Here is a 19,408-nt window from a genome sequence, read left to right as displayed (position 1 = left end):
CTACTTCTCGAGGATCGCGTCGACGAATGCGTCGACGGCCTGCTGGCCCGAGAGCGGACCGCCCGCACCCCAAACCCCGGAGGGGAATGCGCGCGCACGGCCCTCCTCGACGGCGGGGAGCGAGTTCCAGATCGCGCTCTTCTCGAGCTCGTCGGTGTAGCCGCCCTCCTCCGTGTAGAAGAGGTTCGCATCGCCGACGGCCGTCAGGCCTTCCAGATCGGTCTGCGCGAGGCCGTAGGCGGGATCCACCCCGCCGTTGCCGTACGCCTGGTCGATGTCGTCCGACCACGCCGGGGTGAGGCCGAGCTCTTCGCCGAAGGCGGTGAACAGCGCGCCCTCGCCGTAGGGGCGGATCACCAGGTTGCTGCCCTCGATCCAGCCGTCGAAGTAGACGAAGTCGGTCGTGGGCAGGTCGGCGGTGGCGACCTCCTCCTTCGCGTCGGCGAGGTGCTCGTCGAAATCGGCGAGTACCGCCTCGGCGCGCTCGGTGCGGCCCGTGGCCTCGGCGATGAGCGTGAACACGTTCTTCATGTTGCCGATCGGGTCTTTCGTGTCGGCTCCGACCGTCACGAGAACGGGCACATCGCTCTCCTGCTCGAGCGTCTGCACGATATCGGCGTCGGCCTCGAAGGCCTCGACGATGATGAGGTCGGGCTTCGCTCCGTAGAGCGCATCCAGGTCGGGCTCGCCTCGGGTGCCCAGGTCGACCACGTCCTCGGGAAGCTTCTCCGCGCTCACCCACGTGGCGTACCCCTCGGGGTCGGAGACCGCGACGGGCGCAACGCAGAGCGTCATCGCGTCTTCGGCCTGCTGCCATTCGAGCACCGCGATGCGCTCGGCCGGTGCGTCGAGCTGCACGGTGCGGCCGACGCCGTCGGTGATCTCGATCGGACCGGTCGACGTCGTGGTCGAGTCGTTCTGGCAGGCCTCTGATGTCGCCTGAGGCGCGTCGTCGGCGCCTCCCTCGACAGAGGTCGTGCCGCAACCGGCTGCGGTGAACGCGACGGCGGTGACGACCGCGGCCGCGGCCGCGGTGCGAAGAGTACGGATCATGCGGGGTTCCTCTCGGAGGGGGTGGCTGGAGTGAATGAGACGTGGGGGATGCCGGCAGGGCTTCCGGCGCTGGGCGATCGTGGCGCGTGCCTGCTGATCGGGTCGACGCGCACGCGACCGGTCAGTTCGTCGACGTCGACCTCGACGGGGATGCCGTAGACCTCGCTGAGGTGCTCAGCGGTGAGCACGTCGGCCGGGACGCCCGAAGCGCGGACGCGCCCGTGATCCATCAGGATCAGGTGGTCGGCGACGCGCGCGGCGTGGTCGAGATCGTGGAGCACGATGCCGACGGCGACACCGGTCTCTTCGACGAGATCGCGCACGAGGTCGAGTGTTTCGATCTGATAGCGCAGGTCGAGGTGGTTGGTGGGTTCGTCGAGGAGCACCGCGCCGGTCTCCTGCGCGACGCATGCCGCGAGCCACACGCGCTGCATCTCGCCGCCCGAGAGTTCGCCGACCGGGCGGGTGGCCATGTCGCGCACGCCCGTGGCACCGAGTGCATGATCGATCGCCCGTCGATCTGACTCGGAGAGGCCGGCGAAGCGGCGACGGTGCGGATGGCGGCCGAAGGCGACGACTTCACCGACGGTCAGTCCCTGCGGAGCTGGGCGCGACTGCGAGAAGAGGGTCACCTCGTGGGCGAACTCGCGGGCGGTGAGCAGCGAGACGGGGCGGGCGTCTGAGGTCCCGGCGGCCCTGATCGTCACCGCGCCGTTGGGCGTCGGGTGGAGACGGGCGAGCGCGCGCAGCAGTGTGGACTTGCCGCTGCCGTTCGGCCCGACGAGGGCGGTCGCGCATCCGGGCCGCAGCGTGATCGACACGTCGCGCACCACGTCGGTCTTGCCGTACGCGAGATCGAGATGCTCGCCGCGCAGGGTCACGGGCTCGCGCGACGCAGATGCTGAACTGGCTGATGGCATGCGGTGGATCCTGAATCGAAAAGGGCGGGGACGAGGCGACTCCGACTCGGTCGCTCGTGCAACTTAGGACAGCCTTGCTTACATCAGACTAGTTGCGGGCGGTCCGCCTCTGCAATTTCCATGCAAACTCTGAACGCGCGGATCACTGCCCTGAACGCGTGAGTGCGCGCCGACACTGGCGAGCATCGACGGGGTGCGCGAGAATCGACCCGTGGACGGTCTGATGCTGCAGGAGCGAGCCGCGGCGCGCACGAACGAACTGCCGGGGGCTGCTCTCGAGCACCCGTTCGGCCCCGAGTTCGACGTCTACAAGGTGTGCGGCAGGGTCTTCATGCTGGTGTCCGATCTGCGTGAGACGCCCATCGTGACGCTCAAGGCCGCCCCCGCCGACGCGACGGCGCTGCGTGAGGCCTACGCTGAGATCAATCCGGGCTACCACATGAACAAGAAGCACTGGATCACCCTCACGGGGGGAGGGGCACTCGAACCCGAGATGCTCGACGATCTGGTGACCGAGTCGTACCTGCTCGTGGTCGAGAAGCTGCCCCAGCGCCTGCGTCCGGTCGACCCGGCGACGTTCGGCCGCCGCGTGGAGAGCATCGCTGGTGACGCCGCTGAGCCGGCCCCGGACCCGGACGAGTCGCGAGGCCGGCCCTGATCGGTGCGATCTCAGCGCGCGGTGCGGCGAGCGGCGCGTGCGCCCAGCACGAGGACTCCGGCGAGCGCGAGGGAGGCCGCGAGCCCGGCCAACGGTGCGGTGTCGGCCCCCGTCGCGGCCAGTTCAGATCAATCTCGGCGTTGCCCGCCTTCGGTTCGTCAGCGGCGGGGAAGCCGCGGCGAGCGCGGCACCCAGCAACCCACGTCGCGCTCATAGGCCTCGAACTCCGAGCCGAAGCGCGCGCGCAGATCGGACTCCTCATGCGGTCGGATCAGCCAGTTCCACACGATTGAGCCTGCGAGCGCGTAGAGGACGACGAGCCACGATCCGAGCATGCACCCCACCCCGACGCCCTGCACCACGCCCGCGAGCGCCATCGGATTTCGCACCCACCGATAGGGCCCGGCGATGACGAGACGCCGCGCCGACGCAGACGGAAGCGGTGTGCCCTCACCTCGGGTCGACATGGTGAGCGCCGACCAGATGCCGAGCGCACTTCCGGCCGCGAAACACGCACCGCCGGCGACCGCTGCGAGCAGCGGAAACGCGATCCTCACCCCCCAGCGCGCCTCGATCACGGCGATGACGAGGGGCAGCACCCCGAGGAAGCACCCCCAGAACACGATGATCTGGCGCCCGGTCCGGGCGACGTATCCGCCGCTCGTCGCGTGATCCGCCTCACGGAACGCGAACGGACCGACGAGCAGCTCGTCGCTCGGAAGGCGCCCGTACCGATCGAGTGCTCCGGCGCCGATGCTGCCGAACGCAGCCGCCGCCATCGCGATGGCGCCCCACCCGCCGAGTCCTGTCACCGTCGCGTACGTGGCCATGCCGAGGGCGACGAGCAGCGTCCAGGGGACGGCGACCCAGACTGCCGACCGCACGCCGGCCGCGACGAGCGCCGAAGCGCCGACGAAGAGCGGGATGTCGAACACCGCGATGGTCTCAGCGTCGAGGCCGCCGAGCGTCGCCTGCCGCACTCCAGGGACGGTGAACACGCCGACCCACCACAGCGCGCCGGCGCCTGCCTGCATCCCGAAGTACCAGCGAGCCATCGCGCGCGCGAACATGCTCCGAGTCTACGAGGCGGGCGCGATACCGCGTCTGCAGCAGCGCGCCGCGCAGGCAGGCGGTCGCCCGTCACGCCCGCAACACCGCGGAGATCCGATCTGCGAAGGGATCTGCGAGCATCTCGGCGTAGGCCCAGCTGACATGGTGCGAATCGCGAAAGGCGAGTACCCCGCCGATCACCGGCGGGCACGAATCCTCGACGATGAAGTACTCGCTCATGTCGACGAGGTCGACGACCGGCGTCGCGTCTGCGGTTCGGCTGCGAGGCGTCGCCGTGGAGAGCGACTCCGCGGCGTCGGCGAGAGGGTCGGCGCCCAGCGCCTCGGCCATCGGCACCGCGCACGCGTCGGCCGCCGTCGTGCCGTGGCCGGATACGCACTGCAGCACGCGCTCGGCCATCTGAGGGGTGTCGCGGATCGCGAGGACCCGCTGCACGGAGGGGGGCAGCTCCCGCCACCGCTCGGCGTATCCGCGCTCCGCCGCCGCTCGCCAGTCACCACTTCCGGAGACCATCCGATTCGTCGACTTCGCCGCCGTCATCACCGTGTCGATCGACGGATCGTCGACGAGGCGCTGCAGGACCGCATCGTTCCAGGCCGCGCAGTCGGAGCGCAGCGCCACGTTCTCGGCCTCGGGCGAACTCGCGAAATCGCGCTCGGCGGCGGTGAACGGGCACGACGCCTTCGCCATCACGATCACGCGCCACCGCTGCTGCTCGGCCCGGTGCACGAGCGCCGGGAGCCACTGCTCCGCGTGCGAATCGCCCACGAGGGCGATCGTGTGCGTTGCGCGTGCGGCGTCCGCTCCGTATTCGCACGGCTCGACCGCGGTTCCCGCTCGCGGGCTGAGGCACCGCTCGGGGGAGACCGCCGCGAGTGCCGGCTCGGGAATCGGCAACTGCTCGGGCAGCGCTTCGCACCCCGACTGCGGGTCGAGAGCGGAGACGCCGAGGCACGGATCGGGATCTTCCAGCACCACGGCCACCCGATTCCGCTCCGCTTCCACCTGCTGATCGGCCGGGTGCACGCCGACGAGCGCGCCGGCGAGTAGCACCACCATGCCGGCGCTGGTGATCGCAAGCGCGCGAGCATCGGGCCAGTCGCGGGAGAGCTCCGCACGGAACGGGTCCTCGACCCAGACCTTCGAACCCCACGCCAGCAGAATCGTCCCACCGATCACCGCCATCGCGCCGAGCACGCCGGCGCTCCTCCCGAGCGCGAACGGCAGCAGCACGATGAGCGGGAAGTGCCAGAGGTACGCGCCGTACGAGATGTCGCCCAGCCACTGCATGGAAGGCGCGCCGAGCCAGCGCGTCGGAGCGGTTGCTCCGGCGGGCTCCTGCGCCGCGATGATGAGCAGGGTGGCGATCACCGGGAGCAGCGCGGCCGCGCCGGGAAACGGGGTGGCATCCGTGAACCAGAGGGCCGCCGCGGCGATGCCGGCGAGCCCCGCCCACGCCGCTGCGCTGCGCACCCGCACCGGCAGACGGTCGAGGATCGCGCGGCGCGATGTCGCCGCCCAGGCCAGCAGGCCGCCCGCCGCGAACTCCCACGCCCGGGTGGTCGTCACGAAATACGCCTGCGCCGGGGCGGCGGAAGTGAGCACGATCGAGGTGATGAGCGAGGCGACGCAGACGCACGCGATGAGCCACGCGAAGACGGGACGGAAGCGGAGCCGCGTGACACGCGCTGCGACCGCGACGGCGAGTACGGCGGCGAGCGGCCACACGATGTAGAACTGCTCTTCCACGGAGAGCGACCAGTAGTGCTGCACGGGGGAGACCTGGGATTCCGCCGCCATGTAATCGACCGACTGCGCCGCCAGCACCCAGTTCTGCACGTATCCCGCCGACGCGGCCACCTGCGCGAGGAACTCGGGAAGGTAGCCGCGAGGTGCGAAGCACCAGACCGAGACCAGTGTGACGGCGAGCACGAGGAGCGCGGCCGGCAGCAGTCGCCTGGCGCGGCGCGCCCAGAAGCGCACGAGATCGACGGTGCCCGAGGTCTCGGCCTCGCGGAGCAGCTGACCCGTGATGAGGAACCCGGAGATCACGAAGAACACATCGACGCCGATGTACCCGCCCGGAAGGGCTTCGGGGGAGAGGTGGTAGAGCAGCACGAGGGCCACGGCGATGGCGCGCAGGCCCTGAATGTCGCGACGCACGCGGTGCTCCGATCGAGGCGGTGCGCCGAACGCCGCCCCCGATGCGCCGCTCGCGCCGCCGCTCGCGCCGCCACGCTCGCCTCCGGGGGCCGCTACCGCTGCCGGTACCGGCGCCGCTGCCGCTTGCGCGGGCGTCGAACGGGACATTGCATCGCCTTCGCTTCACCTGTGAGCTCGTCCAGACAGGCTATGCAACGATTCGGCCACGATTCAAGGCCTTGCGCGACTCAGACCAGCCCCATCTGGCGCGCCCTGGCGAGGGCCTCCGTGCGGCTCGAGACCTTGAGCTTCTTGTAGATGCTGCGCGTCTGCGTCTTGATCGTGTTGGAGGACACGTGGAGATCGCCCGCAATGTCGTCGATGGATCCGCCCCTCGCGAGTTCGATCAGCACCAGCGCTTCGCGCTTCGACAGCTCTTCGAGCACGACCTCGTCGCCCGCGAAGGGGCTGCCCGGGGGAACGCGCCAGATATCGAGCGGCACGAGCGTCCTGATGATGGCCATCTCGCCCGACGGGATCCAGAGGAGCGGCAGTCGATTGTCGAGCCGGTCGAGTGCGAGGAACGCCTGCGTGGCGAGGGATGTCGCGCACTCCGCATTGCCCTGCCGTGCATACGCCGCCGCGCGGAGCAACTGCTGCTGCACGGCTTGCGCCGGAAACGGGCCGCTGTCGTTCGCGCTCGAATCGTGGGCGTCGCGCTCGAGCGCGTCGAGATGGGTGAGAGCGTCGATCGGCTGCGATGCGAGGATCGCGAGTCGTGCGCGCGCCAGACGAGACGAGGCGCCGATCCCGGGGTGCGCGAGGGCTGCTCGTGCGCCGACGAGATCTCCGGTCGCGAGCAGGAACTCGCCGCGGAGCGTCTGCAGCTCTTCGGCCCACCCGGCGCTGAGCGGCAGATGCTCGCGCGCGGCGAGCGCCCCGTCGAGCTCTTGATATCCGAGCGCTGCCTGATCCGCGACCAGCCGCGCGATTCCGCGCGTCCAGACGATCGCCGGCCACAACTCCGACTCGTCGAGGTGCGTCTCGGTCGATCGCAGCGCCTCGAACGCCTCGTCGTGTCGCCCGAGGCTCGACGCCCGCAGCGCTCTGGCGAGGTGCCAGCCGATGCTGTGCGGGGAGTCCCACCAGTCGGCCCGCGAGGCGTCGACGGCGGCGAGTTCGCGTTTGGCCGCCCGCAGGTCGCCCATGCGCGCGTGCGCGAAGGCGAGCATCGAATGCTGGTGAGTTCGACGGGCCGGGTGCGCATCGTCGGCCAGCCCCTCGGCGAGTGCGAGTGCGCGAGGAATGCGGGCTGCGAGGAGTTCGGTGAGGACGACCTGCAAGCGGGCGGCGTGCATTCCCGACCGCCAACTCGGGGAGCCGAGTCCGCTCTGCCGTAAGAACTGCTCTCCAGCCTCAGCCGCTGCTTCGTAGGAGCGGCTCACGCGCAGCCCGGCGAACCGGGCGAGCTGCAGCAGGCGGCCCGCAGCCCCGCCCGCCTCCGCCACTCGATGCTCGAGCGTCGGCATGCCCAGCTCGAGCAGCTGCCGCATGCGCGGCGTCGGCACCAGGGAGTCCTCGCTCAGGGCGACGGCGATCATGATCGGGATCGTGCCCTCGCGCTGCTGCCGCTCCGCTGAGATGCCCTCCGTCACCGCGACGAGTTCGCGCGAGCGCTTCAGGTTGATCTCCGAGTAGTTGCGCACGAAGTGGGCGAAGATGGCGCGATCCATGTTTCCGTCGATGAGGAGTTCGAGGATGTCGATCGGATCGGCGTGCTCGTACAGGTGCTCGAATGCGAGTCGGCGCACCTCGGCGATGCGCTCCTGCGGGAGCTCGGTGAGCGCTCGAGGACGCAGGGCGCCCGCGATGAGCGTGTGCAGCCGAAACGCCGCGCGACCGTGCCGGGATTCCACGCGGCCGTATCCGAGCGCGTCGAGGCGCTCGAGATTCGCCCAGGCGTTGGCTCCCCCCAGTCGATCCGCGAACGATCGGTCGATCTCCGGCACCAGTGCGGCCATCAGGGCGAGCGTGCGGTCTTCGGGAGCCTGGAACTGCGGAGCGAAGTCGGCGAGCGCACCCTCGATGCCGTATTGCACCTCGTCGGGAGTGGGACGGCGCGCACCGTCTCGCGACAGGCTCGTCATGACGGAAAATGCGAGGCGCACCGCAAGCGGGTGGCCCCGAGTCGACCGTCGCAGTGCGGCGAGCTCGGGCGTCGACAGCTGATAGGGCAGCGTCGCCGCGAGCGCAGCGATCTCGTCCGTCGTGAATGCGAGATCGCTGATGCTGAGGGAGGTGACGGCGAGCCCTGCCGCGGTCAGGGGAACCTCGAAACGGGTGCGCGATCTCGATGCGGCGAGCAGTCTCAGGTTCGGGGATCGGCGAAGCAGCGACACCAGTTGATCCTGCAGCTCGCCCGCGACGAAGTGCAGGTCGTCGAGCACGAGCGTGACGGGATGCGGGTCGCGCATCGAGGCCGAGGTGATGAGCGAGAGCGCTTCTTCGGGGCGAATGCGTCCCGCCAGGTAGTCGTTCGCGAGCGACGCGAAGGTCTCGGGGCGTGCGGCCTGCAGCGCCTGGAGGAGTCTGGACCACAGACTGTGCGGATCGCTCGCACCGGAATCGAGTGCGACCCATGCCGGTGCGGAGGGGCGGTGATACGCCAGCCACTGCGACATGAGCTCGGTCTTCCCCGCGCCCTGCTCGGCGTGGATGATGACCACGCGCCCGGAATGGCCGATCCGGTGGAGGAGGCGGTCGCGCCGTACGTGCCCGTGCGCGTCGACCGCGGCGCGCGCTTCGGCCACAACGTCCCCCGGCACTGAGCTTCCCCACTTCTTCAGCCCGGTTCGTTCCCGCGACCACGGGCTGAGGTGCTTCGCGTATCCTGCGGCTCCTGGTCGGGCCGGTCACAGCTTAACCGGAATGTTACCTCAGCCGCCCGGCCCGGGAAGCGGCGGATTCCAGCGCCGTACTGCCGGTCGCGGCAGTCGCTGTATGGACCGGGGGAGAGACTCTGTCACAGATCCGTAACCGGAGCGCAGTAGGCTCGGGGTCGAGATTCAGACCGGACTCCCAGTCCCTTCCGAAACATGGAGACATCAATGAAGATTCGTTTCGCACTTCCCGCTCTCGCCGCAGCGGCCGTGCTCACACTCACCGGGTGCGTCAACAACGCCGAGTCCGAAGGAGGCGCGGGGTCGGGCGATGCCGCACCGGCGACCGAGATCACCGCGGATGACGCCGCGGTCGAACTCCTTCCGCAGGAGCTCAAGGATTCCGGCGAACTCCGCATCGGCACCGACGCGGAGTACCCGCCGAACGAGTACAAAGACGCCGACGGCAACCCCGTGGGCTGGGGCGTCACCCTCGCCGAGGCGGTCTCCGCGAAGCTCGGTCTCGAGCCCAAGTGGGAGATCCTCGGGTTCGACAGCATCATCCCGCGCATCCAGGAGGGGGCACTCGACATGGGCTCCTCCTCGTTCACCGACAACGTCGAGCGTCAGAAGTCGGTGGACTTCGTCGACTTCCTGAACGCGGGCACGCAGTGGGCCGCTGCCAGCGGCTCCGACGTCGACCCCGACGACGCGTGCGGCCTCACCGTGGCCGTGCAGGCGACGACCGTCCAGGACACCGACGAGCTGCCGGCGAAGTCGAAGGCCTGCACCGACGCCGGTAAGGATGCGATCGAGATCCTGCGGTTCGACGGGCAGCCCGAGGTGACGCAGGCCGTCGTCGACGGCCGCGCCGACGCCTTCTCGGCCGACCTGCCCGTAACGGGCGACGCGGTCGCGAAGCTGAGCGACCAGCTCGAGACCGTCGGAGACGTGTTCGATGCAGCTCCGTACGGGTTCGCCACGCAGAAGGACAGCGACACCACGAAGGCGATCCAGGCGGCGCTGCAGTCGCTGATCGATGACGGCACCTACCTCGACATCCTCACCGAGGCGGGGATCGAAGACGGCGCGGTGGAGCAGGCGGACATCAACGCCGGCACGGAGTAAACGCGTAGATCATGTCGCATACCCACTCCTCTGATGCGGGGCCAGAGGCCCCGCATCAGGAGTCGGCGCCGATCGAGGCGATCCGACTCCGGCACCCCTGGCGCACGGTGTTCGCCGTCGTGCTCCTGCTCCTCGTGGCGCTCTTCATCTACGACACAGCGTTCAACCGTCCGGTGTTCAACTGGGGCGAGGTCGGCAAGTACCTGTTCGATGTGCGCATCGTGTCGGGCGCCGGCTACGCGCTGCAGCTGACGGTCTACTCGATGATCATCGCCGTGCTGCTCGGCGTCACCATCGCCGTGATGCGCCAGTCGCCGAACCCGGTCGTGAAGTCGATCGCCTGGGTGTTCCTGTGGCTCTTCCGCGGCACCCCGGTCTACGTGCAGCTCGTCTTCTGGGGCCTGGTCCCCACGATCTACAAGTCGATCAGCCTCGGGGTCCCGTTCACGGAGGCCGCCTTCACGCTCAACACGAAAGATCTGCTGAGCTACTTCACGCTCGCCGTCATCGGCCTGGCCTTGAATGAAGCGGCCTACATGGCGGAGATCGTTCGCGCTGGGCTCCTCTCCGTGGAGAAGGGGCAGAACGAAGCGGCGACCGCGCTCGGCCTCGGCTGGTGGCACACGATGAGTCGCGTGATCCTGCCCCAGGCCATGCGCGTCATCATTCCGCCGACCGGCAACGAAGTCATCTCCATGCTGAAGACCACGTCGCTCGTGACCGCCGTGCCCTTCACGCTCGACCTGTACGGGCGGGCGCGCGACATCTCGGCGGTGACCTATCAGCCCGTGCCGATGCTGATCGTGGCGTCCATCTGGTACCTGGCCGTCACCTCGATCCTCATGGTGGGTCAGTACTTCCTCGAGAAGCACTTCGCCAAGGGCGTGATGCAGCGACCGGACGTCATGAAGCCGACCGTCGCCACGCAGTCGGTCCGCGTCGTCGGCGTCGAGGACCCGGCGCATCCGACCTACCCCAGTGCGAGCGGCGGCGAGAACATCGTGCCTCCCCACAATCGACCCGGAGGGGGCGGCGCATGAGCGTGCACGCGACAGATACGCCGATGGTGCTGGCGGAGGGCGTCTCGAAGTCCTTCGGATCGAACCTGGTGCTCAAGTCGATCTCACTCGAGGTGCAGCGCGGCGAAGTGCTCTGCCTCGTCGGGCCCTCCGGCTCCGGCAAGTCGACGTTCCTCCGGTGCATCAATCACCTGGAGACCGTGAACGCCGGCCGACTCACCGTCGACGGGGTGCTCGTCGGGTATCGGCAGAAGGGCGACAAGCTCTACGAGATGCATCCCCGCGAGGCCGCGGCACAGCGTCGCGACATCGGCATGGTCTTCCAGCGGTTCAACCTCTTCCCGCACATGACCGCGCTCGAGAACGTCATGGTCGCCCCCACGCTGCTGAAGAAGGGCACCAAGGCAGAGCTGAAGTCGCGGGCGATGGAGCTGCTCGCGCGCGTCGGCCTCGCCGAGCGCCACGACTACTACCCGGCGCACCTGTCGGGCGGGCAGCAGCAGCGCGTCGCGATCGCGCGAGCGCTCGCGATGGATCCGAAGCTCATGCTCTTCGACGAGCCGACGTCGGCCCTCGATCCCGAGCTCGTCGGCGAGGTGCTCGACGTGATGAAGGGTCTCGCGGAGAGCGGCATGACGATGATCGTCGTGACGCACGAGATGGGATTCGCGCGGGAGGTCGCCGACAAGCTCGTGTTCATGGACGGCGGCGTCGTCGTGGAATCGGGAGACCCTGCAGAGGTGCTCGCGAATCCGAAGCGCGAGCGCACCAAGGCCTTCCTGTCGAAGGTGCTGTAGACGCCGAGAACCTCAGTGCTCGACGCCGCGGCGTCGGCGCGGGATCGTGGCGGGGGCCCGTTCGGGCCCCCGCCACGTGTGCAATACCCGGCCGCATCGGAGAAGTCTTCCGACGCGGTTGGAGTCAATGACGACTGAACAGAAAGGCAACGATGGTTACGAAACGGTCATCAACGGCCATGATCGGTGCGGGAGCACTGGTCGCGGCGTTGTTCGTGGGGGGGATTCCCACCGCGGCCACTGCAGCTCCGGGCGATGCGCCCACTCCCATCACCTATGAGATCTCCGACCGCGTGCAGGGGCCGGCCAGCTATCCGGTGCAGTCGCCGCTGCCCGAAGCGCCCGATGATGCGAACGATCGCTCCATCGCGCGCGGTGCCGTGCCGTACGCGGAGGTGGCCCGCGCGGTGAACCGCCTGATGACCGAGAGCGATCGTGTCTCCGCGCAGGTCGTGGGCAGCTCCGTGCAGGGGCGCGACATTCAGCTCGTCACGCTGACGTCGCCGGAGACGGCCGAGCAGACCGCGCAGCAGCGCGCCTGGAAGGAGCGGATCAAGCAGGACCCCGCCGGAGCCTCGGCCGATACCGCCCTCACCGAGGGCTACAAGGTGCCGATCTGGTTCAACGGCAACATCCACGGCAACGAGTGGGAGGGCGCGGACATCATTCTCGAGTACATCGAGAAGCTCGCCACTTCCGAGGATCCCGCGATCGTCGAGATGCTCGAGCAGTACCGGTTCTACTTCACCGTGACCAACAACCCCGACGGGCGCGTCAACGGCACCCGCGCGAACGCCGACGGCTTCGACGCGAACCGCGACATGATCACCGGCGTCACCCCCGAGTCCCGCGTGATCCGCGACCTCGCAGGGATCATCCAGCCGACCTTCTACGTCGACCTCCACGGGTACACCGACGTGCTCCAGATCGAGCCCTGCGGCCCGCCGCACGGTGAGAACTACGAGTACGACCTCTTCCTGCCGCACGCCTACTCGGCAGCGCTCGCGATCGAGCAAGCCGTGGTCGGAGCGAACATCGAGGGCAACACCTACGTGGGCGCCGACGGCAACGCGACGACGGAGAACACGGGCAAGATCCTGATTCCGTACCGCGACATCCGTTCGGGCTGGGATGACTGGCCCCCGCTCTTCACGCCCCAGTTCCTCGCATACCAGGGCGCCGTCACCAACACGGTCGAGTTGCCTCTCGGACGCGGCGGCAACCCGGATCAGGCCGAGAGCCAGCGCCGCACCGACGTGAATGTCGAGGTCGGCATGGTCACGGTCGAGAGCGCGACGGATTACTTCGCCACGAACTCGGCAGCCCTGCTGCAGAACCAGATGGAGATCTTCCGCCGGGGCGACGCGGGCGAGCCGCTGAAGTCGATTCCGGCCGACCCGAATCCCGCGGACTACCCCGGTATGCCGCACGAGTGGATCGAAGTCTGGGACGAGACCGACGTGTACGGCGCGGAGTTCCCGCGCGCCTACGTGATCCCGGAGAACACGGATCAGCAGCGGTCGGTGACCGACGCTGCGCGACTGGTCGACCAACTCATCGCCAACGGGGTCGAGGTGTCGCGCGCGACCTCGCCGCTGACCGCCGGAGACACGACGTATCCGGCCGGGAGCTATGTGGTCGACATGCACCAGCCGCTCCGAGGAATGGCGAATGTGCTGCTCGCAGACGGCTCGGACATCACGGAGCGCGTGCCCGACATGTACGACATGTCGGCGTGGAGCCTGTCTCTGCTGTGGGGCGCTGACGTCTTCCCCGTCGGCGCGTCGCAGGACGCCTCGCTGGACGGAGTCGGGCTGGAGGCCGTCGCGGCGGCCGTACCGACGGGCGTGCTGCCAGATGCAGCCGGCTACCTCGAACTCGAAACTCCCGGAGCCGCCGAGTACCAGGCGATCAACGTGCTGCTCGAGCAGGGCGTCGCCGTGTCGTCGTTCGCCGACGGATCCGTGATCATCGGCGGCGACGAGGCGACACGCGCCGCAGCGCTGGCCGTGGCCGACGCCTACGGTGTGCAGTTCACCGCGACGACGGGGGTGCGACTCCTCACCGAGACGAGCACCGCATTGAAGCCGCTGCGGGTCGCCTACACCGGCAACCAGGATGACCGCGTGACGTTGAACCGGCTCGGGTTCACCGACCAGGTGCGCGTCGACGCGGCGTCGCTCACGGCCGACCCGTCGCTGCTCGACGACGTCGACGTGCTGTGGGTCGGCGGCAACCTCGCCTTCACCGCTGCCCAGACGGCGGGAGCCGACGCCGTGGCCGCGTTCATCGCGGCCGGCAACGGCGTCGCGGGCCGCGGCACGGCGGTCGCGAATGTCGCGAACGCTTTCGGTCTGACCCAGGTGACCGCGACGGCCGGAACGAACAGCTCGAACGGCATCGTCCGCGTGGACAACACCGAGGGCGGCCTGCTCTCGACCTATCCGCAGGACACGGCCTTCGTCACTCCGGCGGTCTGGTACACCGGGTTGGCCGAGAACGCCGTGATCGAGCAGAGCTACGCGGCGGAGAACCTCTTCGTCTCGGGGCACTGGGCAGATGGCGAGGGCACCGGCCGTGCAGCGGCCGCAGGCCAGGCGTCCGCGGTATCGGCGGTCGCCGAGTCGGGCAGCGAGCTCGTGATGTTCGGCACGTCGGTCAACTACCGCACGCACCCGGTCGGCAGCTACCCGTGGATCGCTCGCGCGCTCTTCGAGGTGAATGCGAACGTCGGCACCGCGGTCCCGGTGACGCTCGGCGAGGAGCACCTCACCGACGACACCCGCGGTGGCGTGCAGGTGCCCGATGAGATCGAGATCGGCGCATCGTTCGACGTGACCTTCGCGGACATCGCCGACGGCACCGAAGTCGCGCTGAGCTACTTCGGTGCAGGCGTGCCGGCCTCGGACTCGACGGAACCGGCCGCGATGTCACTCCTCGCGATGGGCACCGTCACCGGCAACACGCTCACCGTCGATGCGCTGCCAGAGGGCATCGAGCCCGGTGAGCTGCGGATCGCGGCGACGCGGGACGCGGGCGCCGTGCTCATCGGCTGGGACGACACGGTCGCGGTCGCTGCCGAGGTTCCGGGCGGAGACCCGGGTGCTGAAGCCGACGGCGCCGCGGCAGGCGGTGCTGCCGGTGCAGCCGACGGCGGCGCGAGCGGCGCGGCCGCTGGTGCGGCCGACGGCAGCGCGTCCGCCGGTGGAGCATCGGCCGGCGGGGCATCGGCATCGGCCGACGCCGCATCGGCGAATGGTGCCGCTGACGGCGGCCGCGGCGAGCTCAGCAACACCGGCGGCATGGAGCTCACCGGTGGAATCGCGCTCGCACTGCTGCTGGTGCTCGGTGGCGGAGCAGTGCTGGTAGCGCGTCGCAAGCGTCTCGCACAGGAGACCGGCGCCTAACCGGCTGGCAGGGTCAGTGCGGGGGCGGGAGCTGGTCTTCCGCCCCCGCACTGCGCGTTACGCGCCCTCGCCGAGGTCGTTCTTGATCTTGGTGGTGGAGACGCCCTCGGTGCGATCGAGGTAGACGACCTCGCAGTAGTCGCGCAGGATCTCGAAGCGCGGGTCGCCCTCCCAGTCGCCGCCCATCACGACGGTGTCGATCTCGTACTTCTGCACGTCGCGGATCTTCTGATCCCACGCTTCCTCCGGGATCACGAGGTCGACGTAGCGCACAGCCTCGAGCATGTTCTTGCGCGTCTCGAAGTCGTGGTACGTCTGCTTGCCCTTGCCGGCGTTGAACGCTTCGGATGATGCCGCGACGACGAGGTAGTCGCCGAGCGCTCTGGCCCGGCGCAGGAGTCGAATGTGGCCCCAGTGCAGCAGGTCGAACGTGCCATAGGTCAGGATCCGCTTCATCCTCCCAGTGTACGGTTCGCGGCGTCGGCGAGGACTCAGGCGACGAGCACCCAGACCCCCGCGATCGCCGAGGCGATCGCGATGAGCAAAGCGATGCCGATGAGCACGGCGTGCACCGTCAAGAATGTGGTGGCCCGGCCCTGCTCGTCGCGTGCGCGCGGATCCTTCGCGATGCGCGTCCAGAACCGCGGCCACACCACCACGTTGTAGAAGGCGTTGACGAGCAGCAGGATTCCGGCGAAGACGACCATCTGATCAGTGTAAATGCCCGCGGGCGCGCGTGCATCGTCGCGCACGCGGGCAGCATTCACGCGCTCGGGGGGCGGGAGGCGCGGGCGCTCGCGATCCCGAACCCGAGTTCGCAGAGGGCGACGGCCGCCAGCATGAGCAGCACCGCCGGCCAGGTCACTCCGGCTTCGACGAGAAGCCCGGGTACGAGCGGACCGGCCGCCGCACCGCCGTACCCGATGCCCTGGCTGACCGCGGAGAAGGCGGCGGTCTGCGCGACGTTCGGGGAGGTGAACACGATGAGCGCGATCGAGAGACCGAATGCGGAGCTCAGCGCGACGCCGAGAATCGCGATGGCCACCGGCATGAGCGCCACCGGTGCGAACCCGAGGCCGACGAGGCCAACGATGGCGAGGAGCGCAGCCGCGACGATCAGGCCGATGCGCCAGCGCGCACGCGAGGCGAGGCTGGGGGCGATCAGCGATGCGGGGAGGCCGGCGATGCTCATCCACGCGAGGAGGAGGCCCGCTTGAGCCGGATCCGCGCCGCGTGCGATCGCGATGGTCGGCAGCCAGGCGGTGAGCGAGAAGTAGATCAGAGCCTGGCATTCGAAGAACCCGGTGACCGGCCACAGTCCGCGTGCCGCGAAGATCGACTCGCGCGGCTGCGCGGTGACGACCGTTCCAGAGCGCCCGCCGCCGTCGACGCGACGCCCGAACGCGATGGCGAGGGCGCAGGCGATGAGGAGCGGTACCGCCCCTGCTGCGAGCGCCGGGCCGACGTGCTCGCCGAGCGCGTGGAACAGCGGAATGGAGAGTGCGGCACCCGTTGCGGCGCTGACGCCGAAGGAGGTGGTGTACACCCCGGTCCAGAATCCGCCTCGCGCGGAGAGGGAGTGGCGGATGATCTGAGGGGCCAGGATCCCGAGGAGTGCGATGGACGCTCCGACGGCGACGGTGCCGATGAACAGGGACGCCGGAACCAGCGGCCGCAGCAGCGTTGCGACGGCGAGCACGGCGAGGAGCAGTGAGATCGCCCGCGTCAGGCCGAGGCGCGACACCAGGACCGGTGCGAGGGGCGAGGCGATGCCGAAGAGCAGCACCGGAATCGAGGTCAGCACCGCGATCGCCGTGTGCGACAGCCGGTACGCGTCGCCGATCTCGCCGAGGAGCGGCGACACGCTGGTGATCGGGTAGCGTACGCTCAGCCCGACGGCGACGACGAGTATTCCTGCTGCGATCCCCTGACTGCGGCTAGGGCCGCTCATCGAGCAGACGTTCCTGCTGGGCGAGCACGCCGAGCGCGGCGTCGCGCGCCTGTTCGGGATCACCGGCGGCGATCGCCCGAAGCAGGGACTCGTGCTGATCCGCGCGATCCGGATCCCCGCCTGCGGCGAGGCACGAGGCATCCGAAACGGATTCGCGCAGGGAAGTGTCGAAGCTCGCGTAGATGTCGAAGAGCAGCTGATTGCCGGAGGCCGATGCGATGGCGAGGTGGTACGCCACGTCTGCCTCGGTGAACGCCTCCGAATCGCGCGCCGCGATCGCTGCACGGCGCTGCTCGAGCAGCTCTGTGAGGCGCGCGAGATCCTCGTCGGTGCGCGAGGTCGCCGCCTCCGATGCTGCGAGGGCGTCGAGGGCGCGGCGCACGCGGATGACTTCGCGGCTGTCGGCCGAGTGGAGCGCCCGGCGCAGGGCCACCTGCGTCGGATCGGTCGCGATGACGTAGGTGCCGTCGCCCTGCCGGGTTTCGAGCAGGCCGAGCTGCACGAGGGCGCGAACCCCCTCCCGCACCGAGGGGCGACTGACGCCGAGCACCACGGTGAGCTCGGCTTCCGAGGGGATGCGGGTGCCGAGCACCCAGCGCCCCTCGCTGATCTCGCGCTTCAGCTCATCGACCACCGTGTCGACGAGTGAGCGCCGTTGAATATGTCGCACGTCACCATCCTTGCAGATTCGGGTACTTGTCTGGTTATCATCTGTCTTACGTTTAACCGGCGCTATCCCGAACCTGCACGGACGCATGAAAGGCTCTCCAATGACGGCGACCCCCACTCCGACCCGGCTCCGCACCCCCGGCCTCGTCGATGGCCACGTCCACCCGGACAAATCGTCGTGGGGCGCTCCGTGGATGTCGCGCCGGCCGGCCTCGACGCTCGCGGAGCTCATCGAGAACGACCGGGCGACGCAGTTCTCGTACGCGCGGAGCGTCGAGGAGCGCGCGTACGCCCTGCTGTCTCACGCGCTCGCCAACGGCACGCTCGGCATGCGTGCGCACGTCGATGTCTCCTCCGAGCTCGGCACCGCGAACGTCGAGGGCGTGCGCGCCGCGGCCGAGCGGCTCCCCGGCCTCACAGTGCAGATCGTCGCGTTCCCCCAATTCGGCCTGGTCACCAACCCCGGCACGCTGGAGGCGATGGCTGCATCGCTCGACACCGGCGCCGATCTCGTCGGAGGCATCGACCCGGGCGGTATCGAGGGAGATCTGCACGGGCATCTCGATGCCGTGTTCGGTCTGGCCGACCGCGCGGGGCGCGACATCGACATCCACCTGCACGACGGCGGTGAAGACGGCCTCGCGCAGATCCGCGAGATCGCCCGCCGGACGACAGCCGCCGGGCGTCACGGTCGCGTGACGATCGGGCACGCCTTCGCGCTCTGCGACACCGAGCTGCCGAGCCTCGGCGAGACGCTCGATCTCGTCGCAGAAGCCGGTATCTGGATCGCGACCTGCGCACTGGGGCCGGATCCGGTGCCCGAGCTCGACCGCTTCGAGCGCCACGGCGTTCGACTGGTCGCCGGCTCCGACGGAGTCCGCGATTCGTGGAGCCCCTTCGGCACCGGCAGCATGGTCGATGGCGGGGCCAGGGCGCTGCACCGGCCCGACCTCGGACGCATCGCACGGGGCGCAGCTGCCGATCTCGTCGCCTTCGCGCTCGACGACGTTCGGATGGGAGCGGTCGACGATCCGATTCGTACGCTCGTGCTCGCGGGGTCGGGTCGCGATGCGCACTTCAGCATGGTGGCGGGCCGCGTCGTGATGCGGGACGCGGCGATTCCGGGGATCGATCTCGATGCGCTGCGACGCGAGGGCCAGCGCGTCTTCGAGCAGTTGCGAGCCGCGTATCCCGAGCGCGACGCACTCGCCGGGCCGCACGGGTCGAGCGAGGCCGAGCTCTTCCCGCCGGTGTTCCCGGCGTACCAGCCGCGTCACGCCTGAGCGCCCCCATTAGGCTGACGGCATGAACGAGTACCGCCAGATCGTCCGCAAATGGGTGAAGCCGGAAGACCTCAATCAGCACGGGGCGCTGTTCGGCGGCCGCCTGCTCCAGTGGGTCGACGAGGAGGCGGCGATCGTCGCCGTCGCGCAGCTCGGCACCATCGACGTCGTGACCAGGCACATGTCGGCGATCGACTTCTCGGCGCGCGCCGACCGGGGCGACCTGCTCGAGCTCGTCTACTCGATCGTCGCCTACGGCCGCACCTCGGTCACCTTGGCGTGCCGTGTGGAGAACGCGGTCACCGGTGCCGAGATCCTCACGCTCGAGCGCATCGTCTTCGTCGCGGTCGATGCGACGGGCGCTCCGGTCGTGCACGGGCGCACCGCCCCGACGCCGGGCACTGAGCGCCTCCGCGAGTCGTCGAAGTGAC

General features: G+C 69.4%; 16 protein-coding genes. 7 read left to right on the top strand and 9 right to left on the bottom strand.

What is annotated here, in order from left to right; translation table 11 throughout:
• The gene (locus ABFX18_RS01870) at nucleotides 1-1,053 is read right to left on the bottom strand and encodes an iron-siderophore ABC transporter substrate-binding protein (RefSeq protein WP_346057188.1); all 1,053 of its coding nucleotides are present in this window, start codon (nucleotides 1,051-1,053) and stop codon (nucleotides 1-3) included.
• Nucleotides 1,050-1,973 carry an ABC transporter ATP-binding protein gene (locus ABFX18_RS01865; RefSeq protein ID WP_346057187.1) on the bottom strand — a complete coding sequence of 308 codons (924 nt, stop codon included), beginning with the start codon at nucleotides 1,971-1,973 and terminating at the stop codon, nucleotides 1,050-1,052. Before ABFX18_RS01865 ends, ABFX18_RS01870 begins: the two co-directional genes overlap by 4 nt.
• Nucleotides 1,974-2,184: 211 nt before the next feature.
• Between ABFX18_RS01865 and ABFX18_RS01860 the strand changes: the two genes are divergently transcribed.
• Nucleotides 2,185-2,631 carry an MmcQ/YjbR family DNA-binding protein gene (locus tag ABFX18_RS01860; protein WP_346057186.1) on the top strand — a complete coding sequence of 149 codons (447 nt, stop codon included), beginning with the start codon at nucleotides 2,185-2,187 and terminating at the stop codon, nucleotides 2,629-2,631.
• A 158-nt stretch (nucleotides 2,632-2,789) separates the two neighbouring features.
• On the opposite strand, the gene ABFX18_RS01855 is transcribed toward ABFX18_RS01860, so the two are convergent.
• From ABFX18_RS01855 to ABFX18_RS01845, 3 genes are all read right to left on the bottom strand, one after another.
• A complete protein-coding gene (locus ABFX18_RS01855) occupies nucleotides 2,790-3,701 on the bottom strand; it encodes a methyltransferase family protein (RefSeq protein WP_346057185.1) in 912 nt (303 codons plus the stop codon).
• 70 nt (nucleotides 3,702-3,771) lie between these two features.
• On the bottom strand, nucleotides 3,772-6,012 hold the full coding sequence (locus tag ABFX18_RS01850) for an acyltransferase family protein (protein WP_346057184.1): 2,241 nt from the start codon (nucleotides 6,010-6,012) through the stop codon (nucleotides 3,772-3,774).
• Nucleotides 6,013-6,092: 80 nt separating this feature from the next.
• On the bottom strand, nucleotides 6,093-8,669 hold the full coding sequence (locus tag ABFX18_RS01845) for a LuxR C-terminal-related transcriptional regulator (protein WP_346057183.1): 2,577 nt from the start codon (nucleotides 8,667-8,669) through the stop codon (nucleotides 6,093-6,095).
• Nucleotides 8,670-8,951: 282 nt separating this feature from the next.
• On the opposite strand from ABFX18_RS01845, the gene ABFX18_RS01840 reads away from it, so the two are divergent.
• The 4 genes from ABFX18_RS01840 to ABFX18_RS01825 all read left to right on the top strand — a co-directional run bounded on the left by ABFX18_RS01840 (nucleotide 8,952) and on the right by ABFX18_RS01825 (nucleotide 15,074).
• The gene (locus ABFX18_RS01840; RefSeq protein ID WP_090145636.1) at nucleotides 8,952-9,851 is read left to right on the top strand and encodes an ABC transporter substrate-binding protein; all 900 of its coding nucleotides are present in this window, start codon (nucleotides 8,952-8,954) and stop codon (nucleotides 9,849-9,851) included.
• Nucleotides 9,852-9,862: 11 nt separating this feature from the next.
• On the top strand, nucleotides 9,863-10,891 hold the full coding sequence (locus ABFX18_RS01835; RefSeq protein ID WP_200330857.1) for an amino acid ABC transporter permease: 1,029 nt from the start codon (nucleotides 9,863-9,865) through the stop codon (nucleotides 10,889-10,891).
• Nucleotides 10,888-11,667, top strand: coding sequence for an amino acid ABC transporter ATP-binding protein (locus ABFX18_RS01830; protein ID WP_305068652.1), 780 nt, complete (start codon nucleotides 10,888-10,890; stop codon nucleotides 11,665-11,667). The genes ABFX18_RS01835 and ABFX18_RS01830 overlap by 4 nt, the downstream gene beginning before the upstream one ends.
• Nucleotides 11,668-11,819: 152 nt before the next feature.
• On the top strand, nucleotides 11,820-15,074 hold the full coding sequence (locus tag ABFX18_RS01825; protein WP_346057182.1) for a M14 family zinc carboxypeptidase: 3,255 nt from the start codon (nucleotides 11,820-11,822) through the stop codon (nucleotides 15,072-15,074).
• 57 nt (nucleotides 15,075-15,131) lie between these two features.
• Here ABFX18_RS01825 and tagD read toward each other — a convergent pair whose 3' ends face one another.
• From tagD to ABFX18_RS01805, 4 genes are read right to left on the bottom strand one after another with little or no spacing between them, the layout of a single operon-like run.
• Nucleotides 15,132-15,530 (bottom strand): glycerol-3-phosphate cytidylyltransferase, encoded by a 399-nt coding sequence (gene tagD / locus ABFX18_RS01820; RefSeq protein ID WP_090145630.1) that lies wholly within the window; start codon nucleotides 15,528-15,530, stop codon nucleotides 15,132-15,134.
• A gap of 35 nt (nucleotides 15,531-15,565) precedes the next feature.
• Complete coding sequence (locus tag ABFX18_RS01815) at nucleotides 15,566-15,781, bottom strand: SCO4848 family membrane protein (RefSeq protein ID WP_200330861.1); 216 nt, start codon at nucleotides 15,779-15,781, stop codon at nucleotides 15,566-15,568.
• A gap of 56 nt (nucleotides 15,782-15,837) precedes the next feature.
• The gene (locus ABFX18_RS01810; protein WP_346057181.1) at nucleotides 15,838-17,025 is read right to left on the bottom strand and encodes an MFS transporter; all 1,188 of its coding nucleotides are present in this window, start codon (nucleotides 17,023-17,025) and stop codon (nucleotides 15,838-15,840) included.
• The gene (locus ABFX18_RS01805) at nucleotides 17,012-17,695 is read right to left on the bottom strand and encodes an FCD domain-containing protein (RefSeq protein WP_090145626.1); all 684 of its coding nucleotides are present in this window, start codon (nucleotides 17,693-17,695) and stop codon (nucleotides 17,012-17,014) included. The genes ABFX18_RS01810 and ABFX18_RS01805 overlap by 14 nt, the downstream gene beginning before the upstream one ends.
• A gap of 100 nt (nucleotides 17,696-17,795) precedes the next feature.
• Here ABFX18_RS01805 and ABFX18_RS01800 point away from each other — a divergent pair, with 100 nt between their 5' ends.
• Together ABFX18_RS01800 and ABFX18_RS01795 are read left to right on the top strand one after the other, a co-directional pair.
• Nucleotides 17,796-18,977, top strand: coding sequence for an amidohydrolase family protein (locus ABFX18_RS01800; RefSeq protein ID WP_346057180.1), 1,182 nt, complete (start codon nucleotides 17,796-17,798; stop codon nucleotides 18,975-18,977).
• A gap of 22 nt (nucleotides 18,978-18,999) precedes the next feature.
• The gene (locus tag ABFX18_RS01795; protein ID WP_346057179.1) at nucleotides 19,000-19,407 is read left to right on the top strand and encodes an acyl-CoA thioesterase; all 408 of its coding nucleotides are present in this window, start codon (nucleotides 19,000-19,002) and stop codon (nucleotides 19,405-19,407) included.
• Nucleotide 19,408: the final 1 nt, after the last annotated feature.

It is taken from the genome of Leucobacter alluvii, from assembly GCF_039530485.1.
Taxonomy (GTDB): Bacteria; Actinomycetota; Actinomycetes; order Actinomycetales; family Microbacteriaceae; genus Leucobacter; species Leucobacter alluvii.
This window is presented reverse-complemented; position numbering and strand designations above follow the sequence as displayed.